The organism is Streptomyces sp. NBC_00249 (assembly GCF_026342355.1).
Lineage (GTDB): Bacteria > Actinomycetota > Actinomycetes > Streptomycetales > Streptomycetaceae > Streptomyces.
The window spans coordinates 138,912-162,991 of sequence record NZ_JAPEMV010000004.1 but is presented as its reverse complement, the minus strand read 5'-3'; the positions used below and the strand labels follow the sequence as shown (position 1 = coordinate 162,991).

The 24,080-nt window shown below is 72.8% G+C and carries 19 protein-coding genes; 14 read left to right on the top strand and 5 right to left on the bottom strand.

Annotated features, from left to right (window positions below):
* Positions 1-46: 46 nt before the first annotated feature.
* Complete coding sequence (gene acs / locus OOK31_RS18970; RefSeq protein ID WP_267088455.1) at positions 47-2,044, bottom strand: acetate--CoA ligase; 1,998 nt, start codon at positions 2,042-2,044, stop codon at positions 47-49.
* Positions 2,045-2,255: 211 nt separating this feature from the next.
* On the bottom strand, positions 2,256-4,727 hold the full coding sequence (locus tag OOK31_RS18965) for a SulP family inorganic anion transporter (protein ID WP_267088933.1): 2,472 nt from the start codon (positions 4,725-4,727) through the stop codon (positions 2,256-2,258).
* A gap of 258 nt (positions 4,728-4,985) precedes the next feature.
* Here OOK31_RS18965 and OOK31_RS18960 point away from each other — a divergent pair, with 258 nt between their 5' ends.
* Positions 4,986-6,293 carry a hypothetical protein gene (locus OOK31_RS18960; protein ID WP_267088454.1) on the top strand — a complete coding sequence of 436 codons (1,308 nt, stop codon included), beginning with the start codon at positions 4,986-4,988 and terminating at the stop codon, positions 6,291-6,293.
* On the opposite strand, the gene OOK31_RS18955 is transcribed toward OOK31_RS18960, so the two are convergent.
* Positions 6,250-7,260, bottom strand: coding sequence for an ATP-binding protein (locus OOK31_RS18955; RefSeq protein WP_267088453.1), 1,011 nt, complete (start codon positions 7,258-7,260; stop codon positions 6,250-6,252). The genes OOK31_RS18960 and OOK31_RS18955 overlap by 44 nt on opposite strands.
* 109 nt (positions 7,261-7,369) lie before the next feature.
* Here OOK31_RS18955 and OOK31_RS18950 point away from each other — a divergent pair, with 109 nt between their 5' ends.
* Complete coding sequence (locus tag OOK31_RS18950; protein ID WP_267088452.1) at positions 7,370-8,191, top strand: oxidoreductase; 822 nt, start codon at positions 7,370-7,372, stop codon at positions 8,189-8,191.
* Positions 8,192-8,660: 469 nt separating this feature from the next.
* Here the strand turns inward: OOK31_RS18950 and OOK31_RS18945 are convergent, their stop codons facing one another.
* A complete protein-coding gene (locus tag OOK31_RS18945; RefSeq protein WP_267088451.1) occupies positions 8,661-9,542 on the bottom strand; it encodes an HAD family phosphatase in 882 nt (293 codons plus the stop codon).
* Positions 9,543-10,052: 510 nt separating this feature from the next.
* On the opposite strand from OOK31_RS18945, the gene ssd reads away from it, so the two are divergent.
* From ssd to OOK31_RS18910, 7 genes are all read left to right on the top strand, one after another.
* The gene (ssd, locus tag OOK31_RS18940; RefSeq protein ID WP_267088450.1) at positions 10,053-11,240 is read left to right on the top strand and encodes a septum site-determining protein Ssd; all 1,188 of its coding nucleotides are present in this window, start codon (positions 10,053-10,055) and stop codon (positions 11,238-11,240) included.
* Entirely contained in the window at positions 11,237-12,385 is a 1,149-nt protein-coding gene (locus tag OOK31_RS18935) for a TadA family conjugal transfer-associated ATPase (RefSeq protein WP_267088449.1), read from the top strand. Before ssd ends, OOK31_RS18935 begins: the two co-directional genes overlap by 4 nt.
* Complete coding sequence (locus OOK31_RS18930; RefSeq protein WP_267088448.1) at positions 12,382-13,266, top strand: type II secretion system F family protein; 885 nt, start codon at positions 12,382-12,384, stop codon at positions 13,264-13,266. Before OOK31_RS18935 ends, OOK31_RS18930 begins: the two co-directional genes overlap by 4 nt.
* Positions 13,266-14,042 carry a type II secretion system F family protein gene (locus tag OOK31_RS18925; RefSeq protein WP_267088447.1) on the top strand — a complete coding sequence of 259 codons (777 nt, stop codon included), beginning with the start codon at positions 13,266-13,268 and terminating at the stop codon, positions 14,040-14,042. The genes OOK31_RS18930 and OOK31_RS18925 overlap by 1 nt, the downstream gene beginning before the upstream one ends.
* A gap of 83 nt (positions 14,043-14,125) precedes the next feature.
* The gene (locus OOK31_RS18920) at positions 14,126-14,323 is read left to right on the top strand and encodes a DUF4244 domain-containing protein (protein ID WP_267088446.1); all 198 of its coding nucleotides are present in this window, start codon (positions 14,126-14,128) and stop codon (positions 14,321-14,323) included.
* Complete coding sequence (locus OOK31_RS18915) at positions 14,310-14,687, top strand: TadE family type IV pilus minor pilin (RefSeq protein WP_267088445.1); 378 nt, start codon at positions 14,310-14,312, stop codon at positions 14,685-14,687. The genes OOK31_RS18920 and OOK31_RS18915 overlap by 14 nt, the downstream gene beginning before the upstream one ends.
* Complete coding sequence (locus OOK31_RS18910; RefSeq protein WP_267088444.1) at positions 14,684-15,064, top strand: Rv3654c family TadE-like protein; 381 nt, start codon at positions 14,684-14,686, stop codon at positions 15,062-15,064. Before OOK31_RS18915 ends, OOK31_RS18910 begins: the two co-directional genes overlap by 4 nt.
* Positions 15,065-15,466: 402 nt before the next feature.
* Here the strand turns inward: OOK31_RS18910 and OOK31_RS18905 are convergent, their stop codons facing one another.
* A complete protein-coding gene (locus tag OOK31_RS18905; protein ID WP_267088443.1) occupies positions 15,467-17,932 on the bottom strand; it encodes a DEAD/DEAH box helicase in 2,466 nt (821 codons plus the stop codon).
* An 82-nt stretch (positions 17,933-18,014) separates the two neighbouring features.
* Between OOK31_RS18905 and bldG the strand changes: the two genes are divergently transcribed.
* The 5 genes from bldG (at position 18,015) to OOK31_RS18880 (ending at position 23,989) form a co-directional block, all read left to right on the top strand.
* Entirely contained in the window at positions 18,015-18,356 is a 342-nt protein-coding gene (bldG, locus tag OOK31_RS18900) for an anti-sigma factor antagonist BldG (protein WP_069920854.1), read from the top strand.
* Between the two features lie 114 nt (positions 18,357-18,470).
* Positions 18,471-18,911 (top strand): ATP-binding protein, encoded by a 441-nt coding sequence (locus OOK31_RS18895; RefSeq protein WP_267088442.1) that lies wholly within the window; start codon positions 18,471-18,473, stop codon positions 18,909-18,911.
* Positions 18,912-19,209: 298 nt separating this feature from the next.
* Positions 19,210-21,609, top strand: coding sequence for a sodium-translocating pyrophosphatase (locus OOK31_RS18890; protein ID WP_267088441.1), 2,400 nt, complete (start codon positions 19,210-19,212; stop codon positions 21,607-21,609).
* A gap of 143 nt (positions 21,610-21,752) precedes the next feature.
* Positions 21,753-22,325, top strand: a complete 573-nt coding sequence (locus tag OOK31_RS18885) for a small secreted protein (RefSeq protein ID WP_267088440.1) — start codon at positions 21,753-21,755, stop codon at positions 22,323-22,325.
* 146 nt (positions 22,326-22,471) lie between these two features.
* Positions 22,472-23,989, top strand: coding sequence for a methyltransferase (locus OOK31_RS18880; RefSeq protein WP_267088439.1), 1,518 nt, complete (start codon positions 22,472-22,474; stop codon positions 23,987-23,989).
* The last annotated feature ends 91 nt before the right edge of the window (positions 23,990-24,080 follow it).

Sequence of the window (24,080 nt, the reverse complement as noted above, 5' to 3'; positions counted from 1 at the left end):
ACCGGACGCCCCCGTAGCCCTCGCAGCCCTTGGGGGCCGCTGCCCGTCAGTCCTCGTCGGACGCGCTCGGCAGCTTGTTCTGGATCAGGTCCATCACCGAGGAATCGGCCAGCGTGGTGACGTCACCGACCGCCCGGTTCTCCGCCACATCACGCAGCAGACGGCGCATGATCTTGCCCGAACGGGTCTTCGGCAGCTCCTGCACCGGCAGGATCCGCTTCGGCTTCGCGATCGGGCCGAGCGTGGCACCCACGTGGTTGCGCAGCTCGCCGACCAGGGTGTCCGTCTCCGAGGCGCTGCCGCGCAGGATGACGAAGGCCACGATCGCCTGACCGGTCGTCTCGTCCGCCGCGCCGACCACGGCCGCCTCGGCCACGGCCGGGTGCGAGACGAGGGCCGACTCGACCTCGGTCGTGGAGATGTTGTGGCCCGACACCAGCATCACGTCGTCGACCCGGCCCAGCAGCCAGATGTCGCCGTCGTCGTCCTTCTTGGCGCCGTCGCCCGCGAAGTACTTGCCCTCGAAGCGAGACCAGTAGGTGTCGATGAACCGCTGGTCGTCACCCCAGATGGTGCGCAGCATCGACGGCCACGGCTCGGTGAGGACCAGGTAGCCGCCCCCGCCGTTCGGGACCTCGTTGGCCTCGTCGTCGACCACGGTCGCCGAGATGCCGGGCAGGGCGCGCTGCGCCGAGCCGGGCTTGGTGTGGGTGACGCCCGGCAGCGGGGAGATCATCATCGCGCCGGTCTCGGTCTGCCACCAGGTGTCCACGATCGGGCAGCGGTCGCCGCCGATGTGCTTGCGGTACCAGATCCAGGCCTCGGGGTTGATCGGCTCGCCGACCGAGCCCAGCACGCGCAGGCTCGACAGGTCGAACTTCGCGGGGATGTCGTCGCCCCACTTCATGAACGTACGGATCGCCGTGGGCGCGGTGTAGAGGATGGTGACGCCGTACTTCTGCACGACCTCCCAGAAGCGGCCCTGGTGCGGGGTGTCCGGCGTGCCCTCGTACATCACCTGGGTGGCGCCGTTGGCGAGCGGCCCGTAGACGATGTACGAGTGCCCGGTCACCCAGCCGATGTCGGCGGTGCACCAGTAGACGTCCGACTCCGGCTTGAGGTCGAAGACGGCGTGGTGGGTGTACGCGGCCTGCGTGAGGTAGCCGCCCGAGGTGTGCAGGATGCCCTTCGGCTTCCCCGTGGTCCCCGAGGTGTACAGGATGAACAGGGGGTGCTCGGCGTCGAAGGCCTGCGGGGTGTGCTCCTTGGACTGGCGGCCGACCACGTCGTGCCACCAGACGTCCCGGCCCTCGCTGAAGGCGGTGTCCTGGCCGGTGCGGCGGACCACGAGCACGTGCTCGACCTGCGGGCACTTGCCGACGGCCTCGTCGATGGCGGGCTTCAGGGCGCTGGGCTTGCCGCGGCGGTAGCCGCCGTCGGCGGTGATCACCAGCTTGGCGTCGGCGTCCTGGATGCGGGAGGCGACGGCGTCGGCGGAGAAGCCGCCGAAGACCACCGAGTGCGCGGCGCCGACACGGGCGCACGCGAGCATCGCGACGACCGCCTCGGGGATCATCGGCAGGTAGACGGCGACCCGGTCGCCGGCCCGGACACCGAGCTCGGTGAGGGCGTTCGCGGCCTGCGAGACCTCGTCCTTGAGCTGGGCGTACGTGATCGAGCGGCTGTCGCCGGGCTCGCCCTCGAAGTGGATGGCGACACGGTCGCCGTTGCCGGCCTCGACGTGCCGGTCCACGCAGTTGTACGCGACGTTGAGCTTGCCGTCCGCGAACCACTTCGCGAAGGGCGGGTTGCTCCAGTCGAGGGTTTCCGTCGGCTCCGTGTCCCACGCCAGCCGACGGGCCTGCTCGGCCCAGAAGCCCAGCCGGTCCGCGTCGGCCTGTGCGTACGCAGCCTCGGTCACATTGGCGGCGGCGGCCAGATCGGCGGGCGGTGCGAACCGCCGCTCCTCTTTGAGCAGATTGGCCAGGCTGTCATTGCTCACGACATCTCCCTTTCCCGGGGTGTCCGTTGTGTCCCCGGGCATAGCTGCGTCCCGGGTACAGCTCATCAGTTCAGACGCCCAGGTGACAAGGGGTAGCCGAAAATTGGTTTAGACCTATAGCACGACTGGGCCGGTGCTCGACCGTCGGCGCCGTGCGCACGACGCGCGAACGGCCCCTTCCCGCTGCAGGGTGCGAGAAGGGGCCAACAGCTTGCACGGATACGGGAGGGTATCGGTTCAAGCGGGTCGAGGGTCAGGCACTCTGGCCGACACTGTCGAAAACCCGACAGTCGAAGAAGTCCTCACCCTCGGACAGCAGGTACGCCTGGGCCTCGCCCACGTGGAAGTACATTCCGTGCAGCTCGAGGGTGCCCTCGGCGAGCCTGCGGGCCACCGACTCGTGTGCCCGCAGGTGCTCCAGCTGCTGCACCACGTTGGTCAGGCACAGCTGCTCCACGGCGTCGGCCGGGAGCCGTCCCGAGATCCGCGCCCAGGCGTGGTGCCGGCTGGCCATCCGCTCCAGGCTGGGCAGGCCGTGCCGCAGCCAGCGCCGCAGCGGGGTCATCGGGGCTCCCGGGTGGGAGTTCAGCAGGGCCTGCATGGCCCCGCAGCCCGAGTGCCCGCACACCGTGATGCTGTCCACCATCAGTACGTCCACGGCGTACTCGATGGCCGCCGCGACCGAGTCGTCCGTGGCCTCGGCGCCGGGCAGCGGGACGAGGTTGCCGACGTTGCGGACGGTGAAGAGGTCGCCCGGGCCGCTGGCCGTGATCATGCTGGTCACCAGGCGGGAGTCGGCGCAGGTCAGGAAGAGCTGGGAGGGCCGCTGCCCTTCCCGCGCCAGCCGGGCCAGCTCGTCGCGGACGTGCGGTGCGGTGTCCCGCTGGAAGGCGCTGATCCCGCTGGCCAGTTGCCCCGCCCCGCGCCGCCGGGGAGTGGGCGCCGCGGCGCCGATCTCACCCGCCGCGCTGGGGATCGTAGGAGGGCCCGCGCTCCCGGAGCCCGCGGAGCCGTCGTCACCGCCCCGGCTGCCCGGGAGCCCCGGGATGCCCGTGGCCCGGTGGTCGCAGTGGTTCTGCCAGGGGGTCCAGGGACGGCAGCACTGGTGCGCCCCGCGCCCGGTCTCGCCGCGGTGCCCGCCCGCCCCCTCGCCGGTGCCCGTACCTCCCAAGCGCCCGGGGACGTCGGGGTCATCGCCCGCGACCGGACCGGGGCCGTGTCCGGAACTCGCGGATCCGGCGATCGCGGCGCCGGAGCGGCCGGTGAGTTCCAGCGAACCCCCGTGCGCCAGATGCGAGTCCTGCCAGTCCTGGAGGGTCTCGTAGGCGGCGTGGTCGATGAAGGAGCCGTCCAGCTCGATCACCGCGTGTCCCTTGTGCGGGATCTGGTTCAGTACCCGGCTCAGCCGGGGGACGGCGAGGAAGGTCAACTGTCCGCGCGCCCGCACCTGGTGGACCCCGTCGAGCTCCTCCAGCGTGATCCGGGTCCGGGCCAGCCGGTGCAGGGAGACGGCGACGGCCACGGCGATCCCGACGGCCACCCCTTCCAGCACGCCGCCGAGCACCACGGCCACGATGGTCGTCGCGTAGACCAGGAACTCGCGGTGCCGGGTGACGGTCCGCAGGTGGGTGATGCTGACCATCTGGACGCCGACGGCCATCACCAGCGCGGCCAGCGCCGCGAGGGGGATCAGGTCGAGCACGGGGACGAGCAGCCCGGCCGCGACCACCACCCAGGCCCCGTGGAACATGGCCGACCGGCGGCTGGTGGCCCCGGACTTGACGTTGGCCACGCTGCGGACGGCCACACCCGTGACGGGCAGCCCGCCCAGCAGTCCGGAGACGACGTTCGCCGCGCCCTGCCCGCGCAGTTCGCGGTCGAGGTCGGCGCGGGGCGGGCGGTCCCCGGTGGGCCGCTCGGCCGCGATGAGCTTGTCGGTGGCGACCGAGGACAGCAGGGACTCCACGCTGCCGACCAGGGTGATGGTCAGTACGGCGGCGATCAGCCCGAGGACCGGGCCCTGGGGCAGTTCGGGCAGTGCGTGACTGCGCCAGGACGGCAGGTCCACCCGGGGCAGGCTGAGTCCCGCCAGGGCGGCGAACGTGGTGGCGGCGGCGACGGCGGCCAGCGCGGCCGGCGTCTTGCGCAGGGCCCGCCCCACCCGTCCGGGCACCCGGGACCAGCCCAGAAGCACGCACAGCGTCAGCGCGCTCACGGCGAGCGCGGCCGGATGCGGATCGGCCAACTGTGCGGGCAGGCCGAGGACGTTGGCCATGGCCGAGCTCTGCGGGGTGCCGCCGAGGACGATGTGCAGCTGGGCCAGCGCGATGGTCACGCCGATGCCCGCGAGCATGCCGTGCACGATCGCCGGGCTCACCATGAGCGCCGACCGGGCCGTGCGCAGGAAGGCGAGCCCGAGCTGGCACAGGCCGGCGAGCACGGTGACGGCGCAGGTGGTGCGCCAGCCGTAGTGCTGGATCAACTCGGCGGTGACCACGGTCAGTCCGGCGGCGGGCCCGCTCACCTGGAGCGGGGCCCCGCCGAGCCGTCCGGCGACGATCCCGCCGACGGCGGCGGCCACCAGCCCGGCCTGGAGGGGGGCGCCGGTGGCCAGCGCGATGCCGAGCGAGAGCGGCAGGGCGATCAGGAAGACGGCGACGGAGGCGGACAGGTCCGCGTGGAGTCCCTTGCGGCGCCCTGAGGTGCCGGCGGGGCCTTCGTTCATGGAGGGAGATGTGGCTGTCGTCATGGGTTCCCGTCTCCTCGGGGGAGGGATGAAGCGGCGGGAGTCTCAACACTCGGTAAATGGATGGTAATGGAGAGTAAAGAGCAGTGGTAGGTAATACGGGCAAATGGCCTACGAATTAGCACTCAGGGGTGATTAAGTATTTTGTCTGGCTTGTCACACCTTCCTTAAAGCAGACCGCGTGGGACGTTGCGTCGCGGAAGTCCAGCGATGGAACTGCGAGGGAGAGGTGTGCGGATGATCGCCGCCACGAAGAAGATCGCCGGCGGCCTGGTCGCCACGGCCCTGGCCCTGGGTGCCGCCGGGTGCAGCACCTCGGAGCCCGCCGCCCCCGGCGGCCAGAACCCCAGGAAGGGCGCCGCGGCCCCGGAGGCCCCCGGTAGCTCGAACCGGCTCATCGGCGACGGCTCGACCGCCTACACCGGCCCGCAGCCGAACGTCCGGAAGCCGCAGAAGCTGAAGCCCGGCGAGAAGCCGCCGCAGTTCGTGGTGTTCTCCTGGGACGGGGCCGGCGAGGACAGCCAGAAACTCTTCTCGCATTTCCGCGAGGTCGGGAAGCAGTACAACGCCCGGATGACCTATTTCCTCAGCGGCGTCTACATGCTGCCGGAGGAGAAGCGTTCCCTCTACACCGCCCCGCAGCACTCGTCGGGCCGCTCCGACATCGGCTTCGGCGACCTCCAGGGCATCAAGGACACCGCCACCCAGGTCCGCGGGGCCTGGCTGGAGGGCAACGAGATCGGCACCCACTTCAACGGCCACTTCTGCGGCCCCGACGGCGGCGTCGGCACCTGGTCGGTGGAGGAGTGGAAGAGCGAGATCAACCAGGCCAAGTCGTTCGTCAAGAGCTGGAAGACGAACACGCCGGGCCTCAAGGGCGAGGCCGCGCTCCCCTTCGACTACGACAAGGAGCTGATCGGCGCCCGCACCCCCTGCCTCGAAGGCCAGAAGAACTTCATGCTGGCGGCGAAGGACATGGGCTTCCGCTACGACTCCAGCGGCATCAGCAAGCAGATCTGGCCGAAGAAGACGGACGGCCTCTGGGACATCCCGCTGCAGCTGGTCCCCATGCCGGGCCGCGCCTTCGACACGCTGAGCATGGACTACAACTACATGGTCAACCAGTCCGGCACGACCTCGCAGGGCGACCCCTCGCAGCACGAGTACTGGGGCGACCAGATGCGCGACGGCCTGCGCCAGGCCTTCGACCGGGTCTACCAGGGCAACCGGGCGCCGCTGATCATCGGTAACCACTTCGAGTCCTGGAACGGCGGCACCTACATGCGTGCCGTCGAGGAGTCCATCAAGACGATGTGCACGAAGCCGGAGGTCCGCTGCGTGCCCTTCCGCGAGCTGGCCGACTGGCTCGACGCCCAGGACCCGAAGGCGCTGGAGTGGATGCGCACCCTCGACGTCGGCGAGGCGCCGAAGGAGGGCTGGACGAAGTTCCTCACGGCGGGGCCGCCGGCGGCGCCGGCCGCCCCGCCGGGAACGGCCGGGGTCAAGCCGGCTGAGGAGTCGGGTGCTCAGAGCGACGAGGGCTGACGAGCGCCTCGTCGAGCACGAAGCCGGGGTCGACCTGTTCGGCCAGGTCGACCCCGGTCTTGGCGTTCCCCCAGCTCTCCGCGTTGCGGAGGTGGAAGTGCACCATCTGCTCGGTGTACTTGGCCCAGTCGCGGTCGGCGTAGGAGTCCTCGGCCGCGTCCTGGAGGGCCTGGAGCGCGAGCCGGTTGGTCGCCTCCAGCAGCTCGAACCTGGCCGGGCGGCCCTTCTCCATCGCCCGCACCCAGTCCGAGTGGCCGAAGGTGACCAGCAGGTCCTCGCCCACCTCGTCCTGGAGGAACTCGATGTCCTCCGGGCCCTGCACCTTGTTGCCGACCACCTTGAGCGCGACCCCGAAGTCCCGGGCGTACTCCTTGTACTGGCGGTAGACGGAGACGCCCTTGCGGGTCGGCTCGGCCACCAGGAAGGTCATGTCGAAGCGGGTGAACATGCCCGAGGCGAAGGAGTCGGACCCGGCCGTCATGTCGACGACCACGTACTCCTGCGGACCGTCGACCAGGTGGTTGAGGCAGAGCTCCACCGCGCCGACCTTCGAGTGGTAGCAGGCCACCCCGAGGTCGGCCTCGGTGAACGGCCCGGTCGCCATCAGCCGTACGGGGTCCCCGTCGAGCAGGAGGGTGCGCGCGCACGCCTCGTAGACCGGGTTGTCCTCGGTGACGCGCAGCAGGCGGGAGCCGGCGCCGGGCGGGGTCGTCTTGATCATGCTGTCGGTGGAGGCGATGCGCGGGTTGGACCCGCGCAGGTACTCCTTGATCAGCGGTAGGTGCGCGCCCAGGGCGGGCAGGGCTCCGGCCTCGTCCTCGGCGAGGCCGAGGGCCGCGCCGAGGTGCTGGTTGATGTCGGCGTCCACCGCGACGACGGGGGCTTCATTGGCTGCGAGGTGGCGGATGAAGAGGGAGGACAGCGTGGTCTTCCCGCTGCCGCCCTTTCCCACGAAAGCGATCTTCATGTTCACCAAGAGTAGTGGCATGGCGACGCGCAGTGGTCGAGGTGAGTGAAGAAGACCACTCCAAGGAGGGGTCGGTGCTATGGGTGCGCAGTGCGTAGGCTCCCTACTTATGAGTAGTGCTTCTGACCCGCTGGCGGCCCTGGGCGCCCTCCCGGGTGTCGCAGAGTCCGTGGATTCCGTACGCAAGGCCGTGGACCGGGTCTACGGGCACCGGGTGATGCGCCGGCGCAGCGGGGAGATCGCCTCGGAGGCCGCCCTGCGCGGGGCCCGGGGGAGCGCGGCGCTGTCCGGGGCGGACTGGGCGCTGGAGGAGGTGCGCCGCCGGACCGACTTCGGCGCGGAGCCGCAGGCCCGGGCGGTGGGCGCGGCCCTGCGCCTGACGTCGGAGGCCGGTCAGCTGCTGAGCATCTGGCGCCAGTCCCCACTGCGGGTCCTCGCGCGTCTGCACCTGGTGGCGTGCGGGTCGACCGAGGCGGGGGAGGTCGTGGGCCGTCCGCGGCTGGCCGGCGAGCCGGTGGACGAGCCGCTGGTCGAACTGCCGCTGCCGAGCGCGGACGAGGTCGCGGGCCGGCTGGACGGCCTGTCCCGGCTGATCATCGCGGGCGGCTCCGCTCCGGCCCTGATCACGGGGGCGGTGGTGCACGGCGAGCTGCTGGCGCTGCGGCCCTTCGGCTCGTACAACGGCCTGGTCGCGCGGGCGGCGGAGCGGATCGTGCTGATCAACAGCGGCCTCGACCCGAAGGCGATCTGCCCGGCGGAGGTCGGTCACGCGGAGCAGGGTGCGAAGGCCTACCTGGAGGCCTTCGACGGGTACGTCTCCGGCACGGCCGAGGGGATGGCGGCCTGGATCGCGCACTGCGGCCGGGCGATCGAACTCGGCGTGCGGGAGTCGACCGCGGTCTGCGAGGCGCTCCAGCGCGGCGCGGCGTAGGCGGCGCGGCCTGGTTTTTTCGGCCGGACATGGGTTGCGGCGACACCGTACTGCTCTGGTGTCGCCGCTGGCATTTACGCCCAGTTACCAAGCGTCCTCGATGTATGCCCATCAGGTCGGGAGCTTTGCCCGGTTACCTGGTGCGGCTGGCCCGTAATCGACGGGTCGACGTCGCGTGGGTGCTCGGCGTTCATGCTTCGGTCCGTGGGCCTTACTGCGTTTTAAAGATGATCCTCTCGGATGTTCTTTGGTCTCGCGGGCCGTTGACTCCTTTGTACTCCGCTTCGGGGTAGAGCGAAACCCCTGGCCGGAGTTCTTTACTTTCCAGGGCGATCCGGGGTGATTCGGACACCCCGGATCGGCCCAGGTCAGGACACCCGGATGGGCGTCCGGCCGGGGGCTTGCCGGGGGTCGGGGAGCTCAGGGCCGGGGCCTGGAACGGGGGGGGGGGGCTGGGGGCTGGGGAGGCTCAGGCCGACGCGGCCGATGCGACCGCCGCCAGGCCGGCCCGGCGGCGGCTGGCGTACCAGACCAGTCCGGCCGTGGCCGCTGCCGCGCCGACCGCCACCGCGGCGACCAGCGCCGGCCGTGCGGGCATCGACAGCCCCGGCAGGCGCTGCTTCAGCCGCACCGGCTTGTCGAAGACCAGTACCGGCCACTCCCGCGCGACCGCCTCGCGGCGCAGCGCCCGGTCGGGATTCACGGCGTGCGGATGGCCCACCGCCTCCAGCATCGGCACGTCGGTGATCGAGTCGCTGTACGCGTAGCAGCGCGCGAGGTCGTACCCCTCCGACTCCGCCAGTTCCCGTACGGCTTCCGCCTTCGTGGGCCCGTAGGCGTAGTACTCGATCTCCCCGGTGAAGCAGCCGTCCTCGCCGACCACCATGCGCGTGGCGACGACCCGGTCCGCGCCGAGCATCTCGCCGATGGGCTCGACGACTTCGGCGCCGGAGGTCGACACGATGACCACGTCACGGCCGGCGATGTGGTGGGCCTCGATGAGGGACGCGGCCTCGTCGTAGATGATCGGGTCGATCAGGTCGTGGAGGGCCTCGGCGACGATCTCCCGGACCTGCTGCACGTTCCACCCCTTGCACAGGGCGGACAGGTACTCCCGCATCCGCTCCATCTGGTCGTGGTCGGCGCCGCCGGCCAGGAAGATGAACTGTGTGTACGCGGTGCGCAGTACGGCTCGCCGGTTGATCAGGCCGCCCTGGTAGAAGGACTTGCTGAACGTCAGAGTGCTGGACTTCGCAATGACCGTCTTGTCCAGGTCGAAGAAGGCGGCGGTCCGAGGCAAGGAGTGCGGCAAGGGCTGATTTTCCACGACCCGAGCATATGCGCCCACCATTCGGCGTAAGGTGTGGCGCGTGGGTTTGCCTGAGAAGGCTCTCGGGTACACCATGGAAGTCACGGATCGTTCGCGACCGTGCTAACCCGGTCTGGCTCCTCCCCCCCCGAGTCGGACCGTGGGGACGACCCCCGCTCTCCCCCCCGGCGGGGGTCGTCGCATGTCCGGACGCGGTTTGCGTCCCATGCCTTCGGCCTTCAGTGACCATCCTCCCGGCCTTCCCTGTTCGGCGGGCCCGCGTGGCGCAGGCCCTCATCTCCTCGAACTCGTGACGCTGTGTAGTGGTTCCGCCGCGCTCTGGAACTCACCTGATGGGGTGGCGGAGTTATTCACAACCGCCTTCTTGTCCACAGTTATCGACCAAGATCCACTTCTTTTTCCTGATCGCTGCACGGTGATTCCAGCCGCGAAGTCCGCGGCTCGTGGATTTGCGGTGAGAAGGGGGCGGAGATCGTGGCTGGATCGAAGTCGTGTGAAGCGCGGGGGCCCGTGGTGGCGGGTGGGGACGGGGTGTCCGCCCGTGCAGGCGGGGCCGTGCCCGGAGGCGGGCGGCCCCTGATCATCACCGAGGACCCGCTGCTGCTCGACGATCTGCTGCGGCTGTGCGCCGCGGCGGGCGCCGAGCCGCATGTGCACCACGCGGTGCCGGAGCAAAGCGGAGCCGGTGGTGACCGCGGGGGCGGGGGGTTCGGGAGGGGCTCGGGCGCCGATTGCAGCAGTGGGGTCGGCGGGGTCGGTGGGGTCGGTGTCGGGGGCGTCGGCTGGGAATCCGCCCCGCTCGTGCTCGTCGGGGACGACGCCGCCCGGCGGGTCGGCGGAGCGCCCCGGCGGGACGGGGTACTGCTCGTCGGCCGGGACCTCGACGACCCCCGGGTGTGGCAGCGGGCGGTGGAGATCGGCGCCGAGGAGGTGCTGCGCCTGCCCGACGCCGAGAGCCGCCTCGTCGACCGCATCGCCGACGTGGTGGAAGGCGCCGGACGGCCCGCCCTCGCGGTCGGGGTGATCGGCGGCAGCGGTGGCGCGGGCGCGTCCACCCTCGCCTGCGCCCTGGCCCTGCGGGCGGCCCGCGCCGGGCAGCGCACCATCCTCATCGACGGCGACCCGCTCGGCGGCGGCATGGACGTCCTGCTGGGCGGTGAGAGCGCCGAGGGACTGCGCTGGCCCGACTTCGCCGCCTCGCGCGGCCGGGTCGGGGCCGGGGCACTGGAGGAATCCCTGCCCGAACTGCACGCGCTGCGGGTGCTGAGCTGGGACCGCGGGGACCGGGTGGTGGTGCCGCCCGCCGCGATGCGGTCGGTCGTGGCCGCCGCCCGGCGGCGCGGCGGGGTGGTGGTGGTCGACCTGCCCCGGCGGGTGGACGAGGCCGTCGCGGAGGTACTGGCCCAGCTGGACCTGGTGCTGATGGTGGTGCCGGGCGAGCTGCGGTCGGTGGCCGCGGCCGGGCGGGTGGCAGCCGGGGTGCGGATGGTCGCCCGGGACGTCCGCGTGGTCGTACGGGGCCGCTGCCCCGACGGGCTCGACGCCGAAGCGGTGGCGCGGCTGCTGGGGGCACCGCTGGCCGGGGAGGTACCGGTCGAGGTGGGGCTCCCCGGGCGGGTCGCCGAGGGGGAGCCGCCCGGTACGCGGGGCACGCTGGCCCGCTTCTGCGACGGCTTCTGGCAGCGGGTGCTCGGCCCCGCCCAGGGGGTGCCGGCATGAGCGCGGTGCTGCTGGACGCGGTGCGCCAGCGGCTCGCGGAGAGCGGTGCGGAGCCGACCCCGGCCCGGGTCGCGGCGGCCCTGCGGGCCCAGGGGCGGCTCCTCGGGGACGCCGAAGTGCTGGGTGTGGCGGCGGAATTACGGTCCGAGCTGGTCGGTGCCGGGCCGCTGGAGCCGTTGCTCGCCGACCCCGAGGTCACCGACGTGCTGGTGGCCGCCCCCGACCGGGTCTGGGTGGACCGGGGCGGCGGGCTGGAGCCGACGGGGGTCACCTTCGCCGATGCCGAGGCCGTGCGCAGGCTGGCCCAGCGGCTGGCCGCCGTCGCCGGGCGGCGCCTCGACGACGCCCGGCCCTGGGTCGACGCCCGGCTGCCGGACGGCACCCGGCTGCACGCCGTGCTCCCACCGGTGGCGGTCGGATCGGCGTGCCTCTCCCTGCGGGTGGTGCGGCCCAAGGCCTTCACCCTGGACGAGCTGGTGGCCGCCGGGACCCTGCCGCCCGGCGGGCAGCGGCTGCTCCGGGCGATGGTCGAGGCCCGGCTGTCGTTCCTCGTCTCCGGCGGGACCGGGACGGGCAAGACCACCCTGCTCAGCGCCCTGCTCGGGCTGGTCGGGCCCCGGGAGCGGATCGTGCTGGCCGAGGACTCCGCCGAGCTGCGCCCCGACCATCCGCACGTGGTGCGGCTGGAGACCCGGCCCGCGAACCAGGAGGGAGCCGGTCTGGTCACCCTGGCGGACCTGGTGCGCCAAGCCCTGCGGATGCGGCCCGACCGGCTGGTGGTCGGCGAGGTGCGGGGCGCCGAGGTGGCCGACCTGCTCGCCGCGCTGAACACCGGGCACGAGGGCGGCTGCGGCACGGTGCACGCCAATGCCGCGGCCCACGTACCCGCCCGGCTGGAGGCGCTCGGGACGGCCGCCGGGCTGGACCGGGCCGCCCTGCACAGCCAGCTGGCGGCCGCGCTGACCCTCGTGGTCCACCTGGTCCGGGACCGGTCCGGGCGGCGCCGGGTGGCCGAGGTGCACGTGCTGGAGCGGGATCCGTCCGGTCTCGTGGTGACCGTGCCCGCGCTGCGCTGGGGCGCGCGGGGCTTCGTACGCGAGCGGGGCTGGGAGCGGCTCGGGCCGCTGCTGGGAGGTGCCCGGTGAGCGCCGGGCCGCTGGGCTCGGTCCCGGTGTTCGCGGGGGTGCTGTGCGCCGGGGCGGCCGCCTGGGTGCTGACCGGGGCGGACCGGGCGCCCCGGCGGGTCCGGCTGGTGCTCGTCGGGGTGGGCACGCCGGTGCCGGGCGGGCCGGCGCGCCGGGTATGGCTGCTGGCCGCGCTGCGGGCCCGCGCCGCCCGGTGGCCGGAGTACGCCGCTCCGGTGGCCGGGCTGCTGGTCGCCGTACTGGGCGGATCGGTGATTCCGCTGCTGCTGGGGGCCGCCGCCGTGCCGTTGCTGCGCAGATGGCTGCGGGCCCGGGAGCGGGAGCGGGCGCGCGGTGCCCGGGCCGCCGGGGTGGTGGCGCTGTGCGGGGCCGTGGTCGGGGAGTTGCGGGCCGGAGCCCAGCCCGGGCAGGCCCTGACGGTGGCGGTCCGCCGGACGGCGGAGGGCCCCGGCGGCCCCGGCCCGGCGGAGGCCGGCGTACTGGCCGCCGCCGCGTTCGGTGGGGATGTGGCCGAAGCGCTGCGGCAGGCCGCCCGGGAGCCGGGTGCGGAGGGATTGGCCGCGATGGCTGCCTGTTGGCGGGTCTCGGTGGACGGCGGCGCGGGGCTGGCCGCCGGACTCGACCGGCTGGAAGGGGCGTTGCGGGCGGAGCGGGACCAGCAGGAGTCGCTGCGGGCCCAGTTGGCGGGAGCCCGGTCGACCGCGGTGGTGCTCGCGCTGCTGCCCCTGGTGGGGCTGCTGATCGGTACCGGGCTCGGGGCGGATCCGCTGCACGTGCTGCTGCACTCCCCGGTGGGGTGGGGCTGCCTGCTGGCGGGCGGGGTGCTGGAGGCGCTGGGGCTGCTGTGGTGCCGGCGGATCGTACGGACGGGGGAACGGTGATGGGCGGGGCGGTGGTCCACAGGCTGGGGACGGCGGTGTGCCTGGCGGCGGCGGTGTGGTGCCTGGCATCGGCGGTGGCGGCCCGGCTGCGGCGGCGGGCGGTGCGGCGCAGGATCGCGGGCCTGCTGTGGACGGAGCCGGCCCGGCGCGGGCCGCTGCGGGGGAGACGGCTCCGGGCGGCGCTCGCGGGGTGGGCGGGGCCGGTGGGGGCGCTGGTGGCGGTCTGGGTGCTGGTCGGTGGTGTGCCGGGGGCCCTGGCCGGGTGCGGGGCGGCGTTCGCGGTGCGGTGGGCGCTGGCCCGGGTGAGGCCGGCCGAGCTGGTCGGCCACCGGGAAGCGGAGCGGCAGTTGCCGTTCGCCGCGGATCTGCTCGCCGCGTGCCTGGCGGCCGGCGCCGGACCGGTGGAGGCCGCCGAGGTGGTGGGGGAGTCGCTGGGCGGCCCGGTGGGCGAGCGGCTGGCGCTCGCCGGGGCCGAGCTGCGGCTCGGCGGGGAACCGGGCGCCGCGTGGGGGAGGTTGGCGCGGATACCGGGCGCCCGGGGGCTGGCGGAGTGCCTGGAGCGGGCCGCGCGGAGCGGGGCCCCGGCGGCGGAGCCGGTCTCCCGCCTGGCGGCGGCCCTGCGGGCGGAGCGCTCCCGGCAGGCATCGGCCCGGGCGCAGCGGGCGGCGGTGCTCGTCACCGCTCCGGTCGGGCTCTGTTTCCTCCCCGCGTTCCTCGCGGTGGGAGTGGCCCCGGTGGTGATCGGAATGGCCTCCGGACTCCTGTCGGGCAGCTGAAAGATCCCCGGGAACACCCCGGAAAGATCCACTGAATCAAAACCTGAAATCACATCAAGAACGTAATCCCACAGGAGGTTGCCATGAGGATCATCTGGTTTCGCGTGCGGACGGCGCTGAGCGGCCGGCGGTCCGACGCCGGAATGTCCACTTCGGAATACGCCATGGGCACGATCGCGGCCTGTGCGTTCGCCGCGGTTCTGTACAAGGTGGTGACGAGCGACGTGGTCTCGACGGCGCTTCAGTCGACCATCGGGAAGGCGCTCGATGCGCCCTTCTGAGCGAAATCGGCCGGGAATCGGCGACCGCGGATATGTGACCGCTGAGGCGGCTGTGGTCATTCCGGCGCTCGTGCTGTTCGCGGCGCTGCTGGTCTGGGCGCTGATGGCGGCCGCCGCGCAGATCCGGTGCGTGGACGCGGCGCGGGCCGGTGCGAGGGCGGCGGCCCGGTCGGAACCGGCGGAGGCGGCGGCGGGGGCGGCCAGGTCGGCCGCCCCGCCGGGGGCGGAGGTGGAGGTGGAGCGGTCGGGCGACCTGTGGCGGGTCACGGTGTCCGCGCCGGCACCGGGGCCCGGCGGGCTACGGGTACGGCTCGGGGCGCGGGCGGTGGCGCTGGCGGAGGACAGCGTGGGGCCGCCGCCGTGAGCCGGGACCGCGAGCGGGGCTCGGCGACCGTGTGGGCCACCGTGGTGGTCACGGTGCTGGGAGCGGTGTTCGGGGGCGTCCTGCTGCTCGGCCAGGCGGTGGTCGCCCGCCATCGGGCGGGCGCGGCGGCGGACCTGGCGGCCCTCGCGGCGGCGGCGACCTGGGCCCACGGCCCCGAGGCCGCCTGCGCGACGGCCTCGCGGGTCGCCGGGGCGCAGGGGGCGGTGGTGGCCGAGTGCCGCGTCGGGGGCGAGGTGGCCGAGGTCGCGGCCCGTGTCCGCGCGGGCCCCTTCACCCCGACGACCCGGTCCCGGGCGGGCCCACCCCTGCCGGCCACCCCGAACCGGGCACCACTGCCCGCCCGGGTGGCGCCCTGAGCGGGACACCGGGGCCACCGGCCGCCGCGTTGCCCACGCGGGCAACGCTCCACCGGGCCTGGTGGCGAGCCCTGGGCGGGCCCCAGACAGCCCGGGGCCGCCCCGGGACCGCACGGTACCGGCACCCCGCCACGAGGCCCTGAGGCGAGGCCTGAGCGGGTCTGGACGGGGTCGGGGCGCCACGACCCCGACGGGCGAGCCTGCGCGGGCTCCGGTGTCACGACCCTGGTGGTGAGTCCTGGGCGTGGCCAGGGCGCGGCGGAGGCGTGCGGGTGACGCCGGTGGGGGTGCCGCGATACGACCTGCGTGGCCCGGGGCAGGGCGGAGGTGTCCGGGGCCTCCGGTGCCGCGTGGCCTGGGTGGGGTGGGGCCGTCCGGGGGTTGCCGGTGGGGGCGCCGGGTTTACGGGCCCTGGTGGGGATCGGGGGCGGGGGCGAGGAGGTGGGTGAGGAGGCGGATGGCGCCGCGTTTGTGGAGGGGGTCGTTGCCGTTGCCGCACTTGGGGGACTGGATGCAGGAGGGGCAGCCGGCCTCGCACTCGCAGGCGGCGATGGCGTCGCGGGTCGCCGTGAGCCAGGCCCGGGCCGTGTGGAAGGCCCGCTCGGCGAAGCCGGCGCCGCCCGGGTGGCCGTCGTAGACGAAGACCGTCGGAAGGAGCGTGTCGGGATGCAGCGGGACGGAGACGCCGCCGATGTCCCAGCGGTCGCAGGTGGCGAACAGCGGGAGCAGGCCGATGGAGGCGTGCTCGGCGGCGTGCAGGGCGCCGCCGAGGATCTCCGGGTTGATCCGGGCCTCGTCGAGCTGGTCCTCGGTGACCGTCCACCACACGGCCCGCGTGCGCAGGGTGCGCGGCGGCAGGTCCAGCTTGGCCTCGCCGAGTACCTCGCCGGTGATCAGCTTGCGCCGCAGGTAGGAGACGACCTGGTTGGTGACCTCGACGGAGCCGTAGCAGAGCCGGGCCGCGCCCCAGGGGATCTCGGTCTCGGTCTCCAGGATCGAGATGGAGGTGGTGTCGCGGGCCGTGGTGGAGAACGGCGGGGAGGCCTCCTCGACCAGGGCGACGGAGTCCTCCAGGTCCAGGTGCTTCACCAGGTAGCTGCGGCCCTGGTGGAGGTGGACGGCCCCGTCGTGGACGGCGGAGTGGGAGGCGGACTCGTCGACCGTGCCCAGCAGCCGCCCGGTCGCGGCCTCGACGATCTGCACCGGGCGGCCCCCGCCGCCGCGGATGTCGGTCAGGTCGGAGGCCCGCTCCCGGCGGGTCCAGTGCCAGGCCGTGGCCCGGCGGCGCAGCAGCTTCGCGGCCTCCAGCTGGGGGAGGAGGCCGCGTGCGGCGGGGCCGAAGAGGTCCAGGTCGGGCTCGGTCAGGGGCAGCTCGGCGGCGGCCGCGCACAGGTGCGGGGCCAGGACGTACGGGTTGTCGGGGTCCAGGACCGTGGCCTCCACCGGCTGCCGGAAGAGGGCCTCGGGGTGGTGGACCAGATAGGTGTCCAGGGGGTCGTCGCGGGCGATCAGGATGGCCAGGGCGCCCTGCCCCGAGCGGCCGGCGCGGCCCGCCTGCTGCCACAGGGAGGCGCGGGTGCCCGGGTATCCGGTGATCAGTACGGCGTCCAGCCCGGAGACGTCCACGCCCAGCTCCAGGGCGGTGGTCGCGGCCAGCCCCAGCAGGTCCCCGGAGTGCAGGGCCCGCTCCAGGGCGCGCCGCTCCTCGGGGAGGTAGCCGCCCCGGTAGGCGGCGACCCGCCGGGGCAGGGAGCGGTCGATCTCCGCGAGCCGTTCCTGGGCGATCACCGCGATCAGCTCGGCCCCGCGCCGGGACCGGACGAAGGCCACGGTGCGGACGCCCTGTACGACCAGGTCGGTCAGCAGGTCGGCGGTCTCGGCGGTGGCCGTACGGCGTACGGGAGCGCCCTTCTCGCCCTTGAGGTCGGTCAGCGGCGGCTCCCACAGGGCGAAGACGACCTCGCCGCGCGGCGAGGCGTCGTCGGCGACCTCCCGGACCGGCACCCCGGTCAGCCGGGACGCGGCGGCCGCCGGGTCGCTCGCGGTGGCGGAGGCCAGCAGGAACACCGGTTCGGAGCCGTAGCGGGCGCACAGCCGGCGCAGCCGCCGCAGGACCTGGGCGACATGGGACCCGAAGACCCCGCGGTAGGTGTGGCACTCGTCGACGACCACGTACCGCAGGGATTTCAGGAAGGAGGACCAGCGGGGGTGGGAGGGCAGGATCCCCCGGTGCAGCATGTCGGGGTTGGTCAGCACGTAGTTGGCGTACTGGCGCACCCACTCGCGCTCCTCGAAGGGGGTGTCCCCGTCGTACACGGCGGGGCGTACGGCGTTCCCGAGGGGCGCGGCGAGCTCTCGCACGGCGCGCCGCTGGTCGGCGGCCAGAGCTTTGGTGGGGGACAGGTAGAGGGCGGTCGCCCCGCGGCCGTTCGGGGCCTCGGCGCCGTCGGCGAGGGCGGAGAGCACGGGGGCGAGGTAGGCCAGGGACTTGCCCGAGGCGGTTCCGGTGGCGATCACCACACTTTCGCCGTCGAGGGCGTGCTCGGCGGCCGTGGCCTGGTGTTCCCACGGATGTTCGATGCCCGCGGCCCGGATCGCCGCTACGACATCCGTTCGGATGCGATCGGGCCACACCGCATGACGACCCTCCCGAGGGGGCAAGTGCTCCGTATGGGTGATGCGCGCAGCTCGGGAAGGCCCCCGTGACAGCCGGTCCAGGACCGTGCCGGGGGTGGGTCGAGGGTCCGCCGGTGCCGTGGGCTGACCGGGTCGGTGAGTGTTGGCCATTGGAACCGAGTGTGTCACCGGCGTGCGGGACAATGGACCCAAGGCGTCGTGCGCGCCTGCCGGTAAGTGATTGAATGCCATCGCGGCAGCCGATCCCTCCCCTTACCTTCGGGTGGGGAGGCCCCTGGGGGGCGCCGCTCGATAGCAAGGTGCTGGAGGATCCGTGGACCTGTCCCTGTCGACTCGCACTGTCGGCGACCGCACGGTCGTAGAGGTCGGTGGCGAGATTGATGTGTATACCGCGCCCAAGCTGCGCGAGCAGTTGGTGGAGTTGGTGAACGACGGCAGCTACCACCTGGTTGTCGACATGGAGCGAGTGGACTTCCTCGACTCCACCGGCCTCGGTGTGCTCGTGGGAGGCCTCAAGCGCGTCCGCGCGCACGAGGGCTCGCTGCGTCTGGTCTGCAACCAGGAGCGCATCCTGAAGATCTTCCGAATCACCGGTCTGACCAAGGTGTTCCCGATCCACACGAGTGTGGAAGACGCCGTCAACGCCACCGACTGACGACTCCCGAGACCGCCGCCGAGGCGGCGTAGGAGCCGATGAGGAGCGGGGGTACCGGGCCATGGGTGGTCCGGGCCCCGGTCAAGGCACGCCCGTAGTCCGAGGGGGACGCACATGGCCACCGTTGAACTGCGCTTCAGCGCCCAGCCCGAACACGTCCGGACGGCCCGCCTGGTCGCGGCCGCCGTGGCGCGCAGGGCGGGTGTGGAGGAAGCCGTCCTCGACGAGGTCCGCCTCGCCGTGGGCGAGGCCTGTTCGCGTGCCGTCGGACTGCACCGCAGCAATGGGCTGACCGCGCCCGTCCGGGTGGTGCTGACCGAGGAGGAGAAGGTGTTCTCCATCGAGGTCGGCGACGAGGTGCCCGGACCGGCCGGCAGTTCCGCCGAGGCCGTGCCGGGGATCGCGGCCGTCCTGGACCCGGACATCGACGGCGAGGACGAGATGGGACTCGCGGTGATCAGCGGGCTCGTGGACGACGTCTCCGTGACCACCGGTGAATCGGGCGGAACGATCCGGATGAGCTGGCCCGTCTCCGGGGACTCCGACCTTCCGTAGCGACCGGGCCGCCGGCTGCCGGGGCGAACGCCCTTGACGGTGCCGTTCCCCGTCGTATCTTCCGATCTTTATCAAGGCCCTGCTGAGCAGGGCCTTTTTCATTTTCCCGGCAAATTCCTAGATCACTGATCGACCGTCAATGCCTTTGCCCCATTACTTCTTTCGGGGGTAATGGAGTGACGTGATCTATTGCTGAGGAGCAAGAGCAGGCCAATTGCGTTTCACGCCCACTGTTTTGATCAGGGCGCGCTCCCTACAATCCGTCCACATCTTGAGCTCATCACGTCAAGGAGGACGAATGACGGGGCTCTTCACCCCTATCGCGCCCGATCGCGTCAATGATCTGGCAGCCGCAGTACTCACCGATGACAATCGGCTCATCGTGTTCGTCATCGCGGGCGTCGCGCTCGCCGCCCTCGTCGTCGCGCAGATCCTGGTCCGCCAGGTCCTCGCGGCCGACGAGGGCACCGACAGCATGAAGAAGATCGCCGCGGCCGTTCAGGAAGGCGCCAACGCCTACCTCGGGCGCCAGTTGCGCACCCTCGGCATCTTCGCCGTCGTGGTCTTCTTCCTGCTCTTCCTGCTCCCCGCCGACGACTGGACGCAGCGCGGAGGGCGGTCCGCCTTCTTCCTCGTCGGCGCGATCTTCTCGGCCGCCACCGGATACATCGGCATGCGCCTCGCGGTCCGCGCCAACGTCCGCGTCGCCGCGGCCGCCCGCGAGGCCACCCCCGCCGAGGGCGAACCCGCCAAGGACCTCACCGACGTGGCCCACAAGGCCATGAAGATCGCCTTCCGCACGGGCGGCGTCGTCGGCATGTTCACCGTCGGCCTCGGCCTGCTCGGCGCCTCCTGCGTCGTCCTGGTCTACGCCGCCGACGCCCCCAAGGTCCTGGAGGGCTTCGGGCTCGGCGCCGCGCTCATCGCGATGTTCATGCGCGTGGGCGGCGGCATCTTCACGAAGGCCGCCGACGTCGGCGCCGACCTGGTCGGCAAGGTCGAGCAGGGCATTCCGGAGGACGATCCGCGCAATGCCGCGACCATCGCCGACAACGTGGGCGACAACGTCGGCGACTGCGCGGGGATGGCGGCCGACCTCTTCGAGTCCTACGCCGTCACCCTCGTGGCCGCCCTGATCCTCGGCAAGGCCGCCTTCGGCGACCTGGGCCTCGCCTTCCCGCTGATCGTGCCCGCCATCGGCGTCATCACCGCCATGATCGGCATCTTCGCGGTCGCGCCGAAGCGCTCCGACCGCAGCGGGATGACCGCGATCAACCGCGGCTTCTTCATCTCCGCGGTGATCTCCCTGGTCCTCGTCGGGATCGCCGTCTACGCCTACCTCCCGGCCACCTACAAGGAGCTGGTCGGCGTCGAGGACGCGGCGATCTCCAACCACTCCGGGGACCCGCGCGTCCTGGCCGTCGTCGCCGTCGCCATCGGCATCGTGCTCGCGGCCCTCATCCAGCAGCTGACCGGCTACTTCACCGAGACCAACCGCCGTCCCGTCCGGGACATCGGCAAGTCCTCGCTGACCGGCGCGGCCACCGTCATCCTCGCCGGCATCTCCGTCGGCCTGGAATCCGCCGTCTACACCGCCCTGCTCATCGGCCTCGGCGTCTACGGGGCCTTCCTGCTCGGCGGCACCTCGATCATGCTGGCGCTGTTCGCGGTGGCCCTGGCCGGCACCGGCCTGCTCACCACCGTCGGCGTCATCGTCGCCATGGACACCTTCGGCCCGGTCTCCGACAACGCCCAGGGCATCGCCGAGATGTCCGGCGACGTCCAGGGAGCCGGCGCCCAGGTGCTCACCGACCTCGACGCCGTCGGCAACACCACCAAGGCCATCACCAAGGGCATCGCCATCGCGACGGCCGTGCTCGCCGCCGCCGCGCTCTTCGGCTCGTACAACGACGCCATCGCGACCGCCGTGAAGGAGGTCGGGGCCAAGGCCGGGGAGATGAACCTCAGCCTCGACATCGCCCAGCCCAACAACCTGGTCGGCCTGATCCTGGGCGCGGCCGTCGTGTTCCTCTTCTCGGGCCTGGCCATCAACGCCGTCTCCCGCTCCGCGGGCGCCGTCGTCTACGAGGTGCGCCGCCAGTTCCGCGAGCACCCCGGGATCATGGACTACACCGAGAAGCCCGAGTACGGGCGCGTCGTGGACATCTGCACCAAGGACGCGCTGCGCGAACTCGCCACGCCCGGGCTGCTCGCCGTCCTCACCCCGATCGCGGTGGGCTTCTCCCTCGGCGTCGGCGCGCTCGGCTCCTTCCTCGCGGGTGCCATCGGCACCGGCACCCTGATGGCGGTCTTCCTCGCCAACTCCGGTGGTGCGTGGGACAACGCGAAGAAGCTCGTCGAGGACGGCCACCACGGCGGCAAGGGCAGCGAGGCCCACGCCGCGGTCGTCATCGGCGACACCGTCGGCGACCCGTTCAAGGACACCGCCGGCCCGGCCATCAACCCGCTGCTCAAGGTCATGAACCTGGTGGCGCTGCTGATCGCCCCGGCCGTCATCCAGTTCAGCTACGGCGAGGACACCAGCCCGACCGTACGGGCCGTCGTCGCGGTCCTCGCGATCGCGGTCATCATCGGCGCCGTGTACGTCTCCAAGCGCCGCGGCATCGCCGTCGGCGACGACGAGGGCACAGCGGCCGAGCGGGTGGCCAAGCAGGCCGACCCGGCGGTGGTCTCCTGACCGCTTGAGCCCGGGCGGGCTCGAAGGTACGCCCGAACGGCGGACGGGCGGCGCGGACTGACGCGCCGTCTGTCCGCCTTTGTGCGTACCCGGATGGAGGGCGTGTATCTTCCGGGCCGAGAGCCTTCGAAGGGACCAATCCGGTGAACAAGAAGCTTGCGGCCGCGGTGTCCGGCGGTGCGGTACTGATGCTCGTCCTGTCCGGCTGCGGCGGTGACGGGGACGACGGCGCCAAGAAGGCCGACGCCTGGGCCAAGAAGGTCTGCGACAAGTGGGAGCCAGAGCTCACCAAGATCAAGGACACCAACGACGAGCTGAAGCGGGTGGCCACGCAGAGCAGCAAGCCCGAGGAGGTCCAGAAGACCGACTCGGCCGCGTTCCAGACGCTGTCCGAGGCCTACAAGAGCATGGGCGGAGCCCTCACCGCCGCCGGCGAACCGCCGGTCGCGGACGGCAAGACCGCCGCGGCGGCCGTCGTGAAGAGCTACGACGAGATCTCCAAGGGCTACGTCGACCTCAAGACGAAGATCGACGCGCTCGACGCCAAGGACCAGGCGAAGTTCGCCGAGGGCCTCCAGCAGGTCGCCGGCGGTCTCACCGAGGTCGCGGCCAACGAGACGGCGAGCAAGCAGAAGCTCAACTCGACGGGCCTGAAGGTGATCTACAACCAGCAGGGTTGCAAGGTCAGCACGGACGTCCAGCCCAGCTCGGGCTGAGCGCCACCGCCGCCGGGGGCAGCCGCGCTCCGCAGGGGGCCCGGCCGCCCCCGGCGCGTGTCCGGGCGGGCCGTGGGTCCGCCCGGCCCGCCCGGTCGCGTGTCGTGGTCGTACGCAATGCCGGTGCCAGCGGCCACAATGGACACGTGAGTACCACCAGCCTCCCCAAGCCCGACCGCGCCGCCGGACTCCGCGCCGCCCTGCTCGCCGCCGGTTTCACCGCCGACGGGCTGCTCGACCTGCTCGGCGCCCCCGCCTACGCCGCGCTCGCCCGCAGCGAGACGGTGCCCGCCCTGCGCGCCGCCCGCAGCCACGGTGACAGCCCGCTCGCGAGCCTGGTCCGGCTGTTCCTCCTCCAGAGCCCCGTGCCCCGGGTGCACGCCGCGGCCGCGCTGCCCGTCGAGGACGCGCTCGCCGACGGCTGGCTGCGCCGGGAGGGCGACGAGGTGCACGCCACCGTGGACGTACGCCCGTTCGGCGGCCCGGACGGCGAGGACTGGTTCATCGTCTCGGACCTCGGCTGCGCCGTCGGCGGGGCCAGCGGGATCGGCAGCCGCGAGGAGGGCGTCGTCCTCGGAGTCGGCGGCGCCTCCACCACCCTGGCCGGGATCACCGTCCGCGTCCCCGTCGGCTCGGCCCTCGACCTGGGCACCGGATCCGGCATCCAGGCCCTGCACGCCGCCCAGCACGCCACCCGGGTCACCGCCACCGACGTCAACCCGCGCGCGCTGGAATTCACCCGTCTGACGCTGGCGCTGTCCGGCGCGCCGGAGGCCGAACTGCTCGCCGGTTCCCTGTTCGAGCCCGTCGGCGAGGCCACGTACGACCTGATCGTGTCCAACCCGCCCTTCGTGATCTCGCCCGGCGCCCGGCTCACCTACCGGGACGGCGGGATGGGCGGCGACGACCTCTGCCGGACCCTCGTCCAGCAGGCCGGGGCCCACCTCGCCCCGGGCGGGTACGCGCAGTTCCTCGGCAACTGGCAGCACGTCGAGGGCGAGGACTGGCACGACCGGGTGCGCTCCTGGGTGCCGCGCGGCTGCGACGCCTGGATCGTCCAGCGCGACGTCCAGGACGTCACCCAGTACGCGGAGCTGTGGCTGCGCGACGCGGGCGACCACCGCGCCGACCCGGCCGAGTACGCGCAGCGCTACGAGGACTGGCTGGAGGAGTTCGAGGCCCGCAAGACCAAGGCCATCGGCTTCGGCTGGATCACCCTGCGCCGTACGGACGCGGCCGAGCCCTCGATCGTGGTCGAGGAGTGGCCGCACTCCGTCGAACAGCCGCTCGGCGAGACCGTCCTCGCGCACTTCGCCCGCCAGGACTACCTGCGCGAGCACGACGACGCCGCCCTGCTGGCGGCGTACTTCCAGCTCACCGAGGAGGTCGTCCAGGAGCAGGTCGGCGCGCCCGGGGCGGAGGATCCGGAACACGTGGTGCTGCGGCAGAACCGCGGGATGCGCCGGGCCACCAAGGTCGACACGGTCGGCGCCGGCTTCGCCGGGGTGTGTGACGGGTCACTCAGCGCGGGCCGGATCCTGGACGCCATCGCACAGCTGGTCGAGGAGGACCCGGTCGTCCTGCGGGACCGGACCCCGGAGGCGATCCGGATGCTGGTGGAGCAGGGGTTCCTGGAGCCCGTGCAGGGACCGGCGGCGGGCTAGGGCCCGGCCGCGCGGGGCGGCGTACGACCGGACGCGCGGGGCGGCGTACCCAGGATGTAACCCCGGGTTCGCCCGCCGTACCCCCATGGCT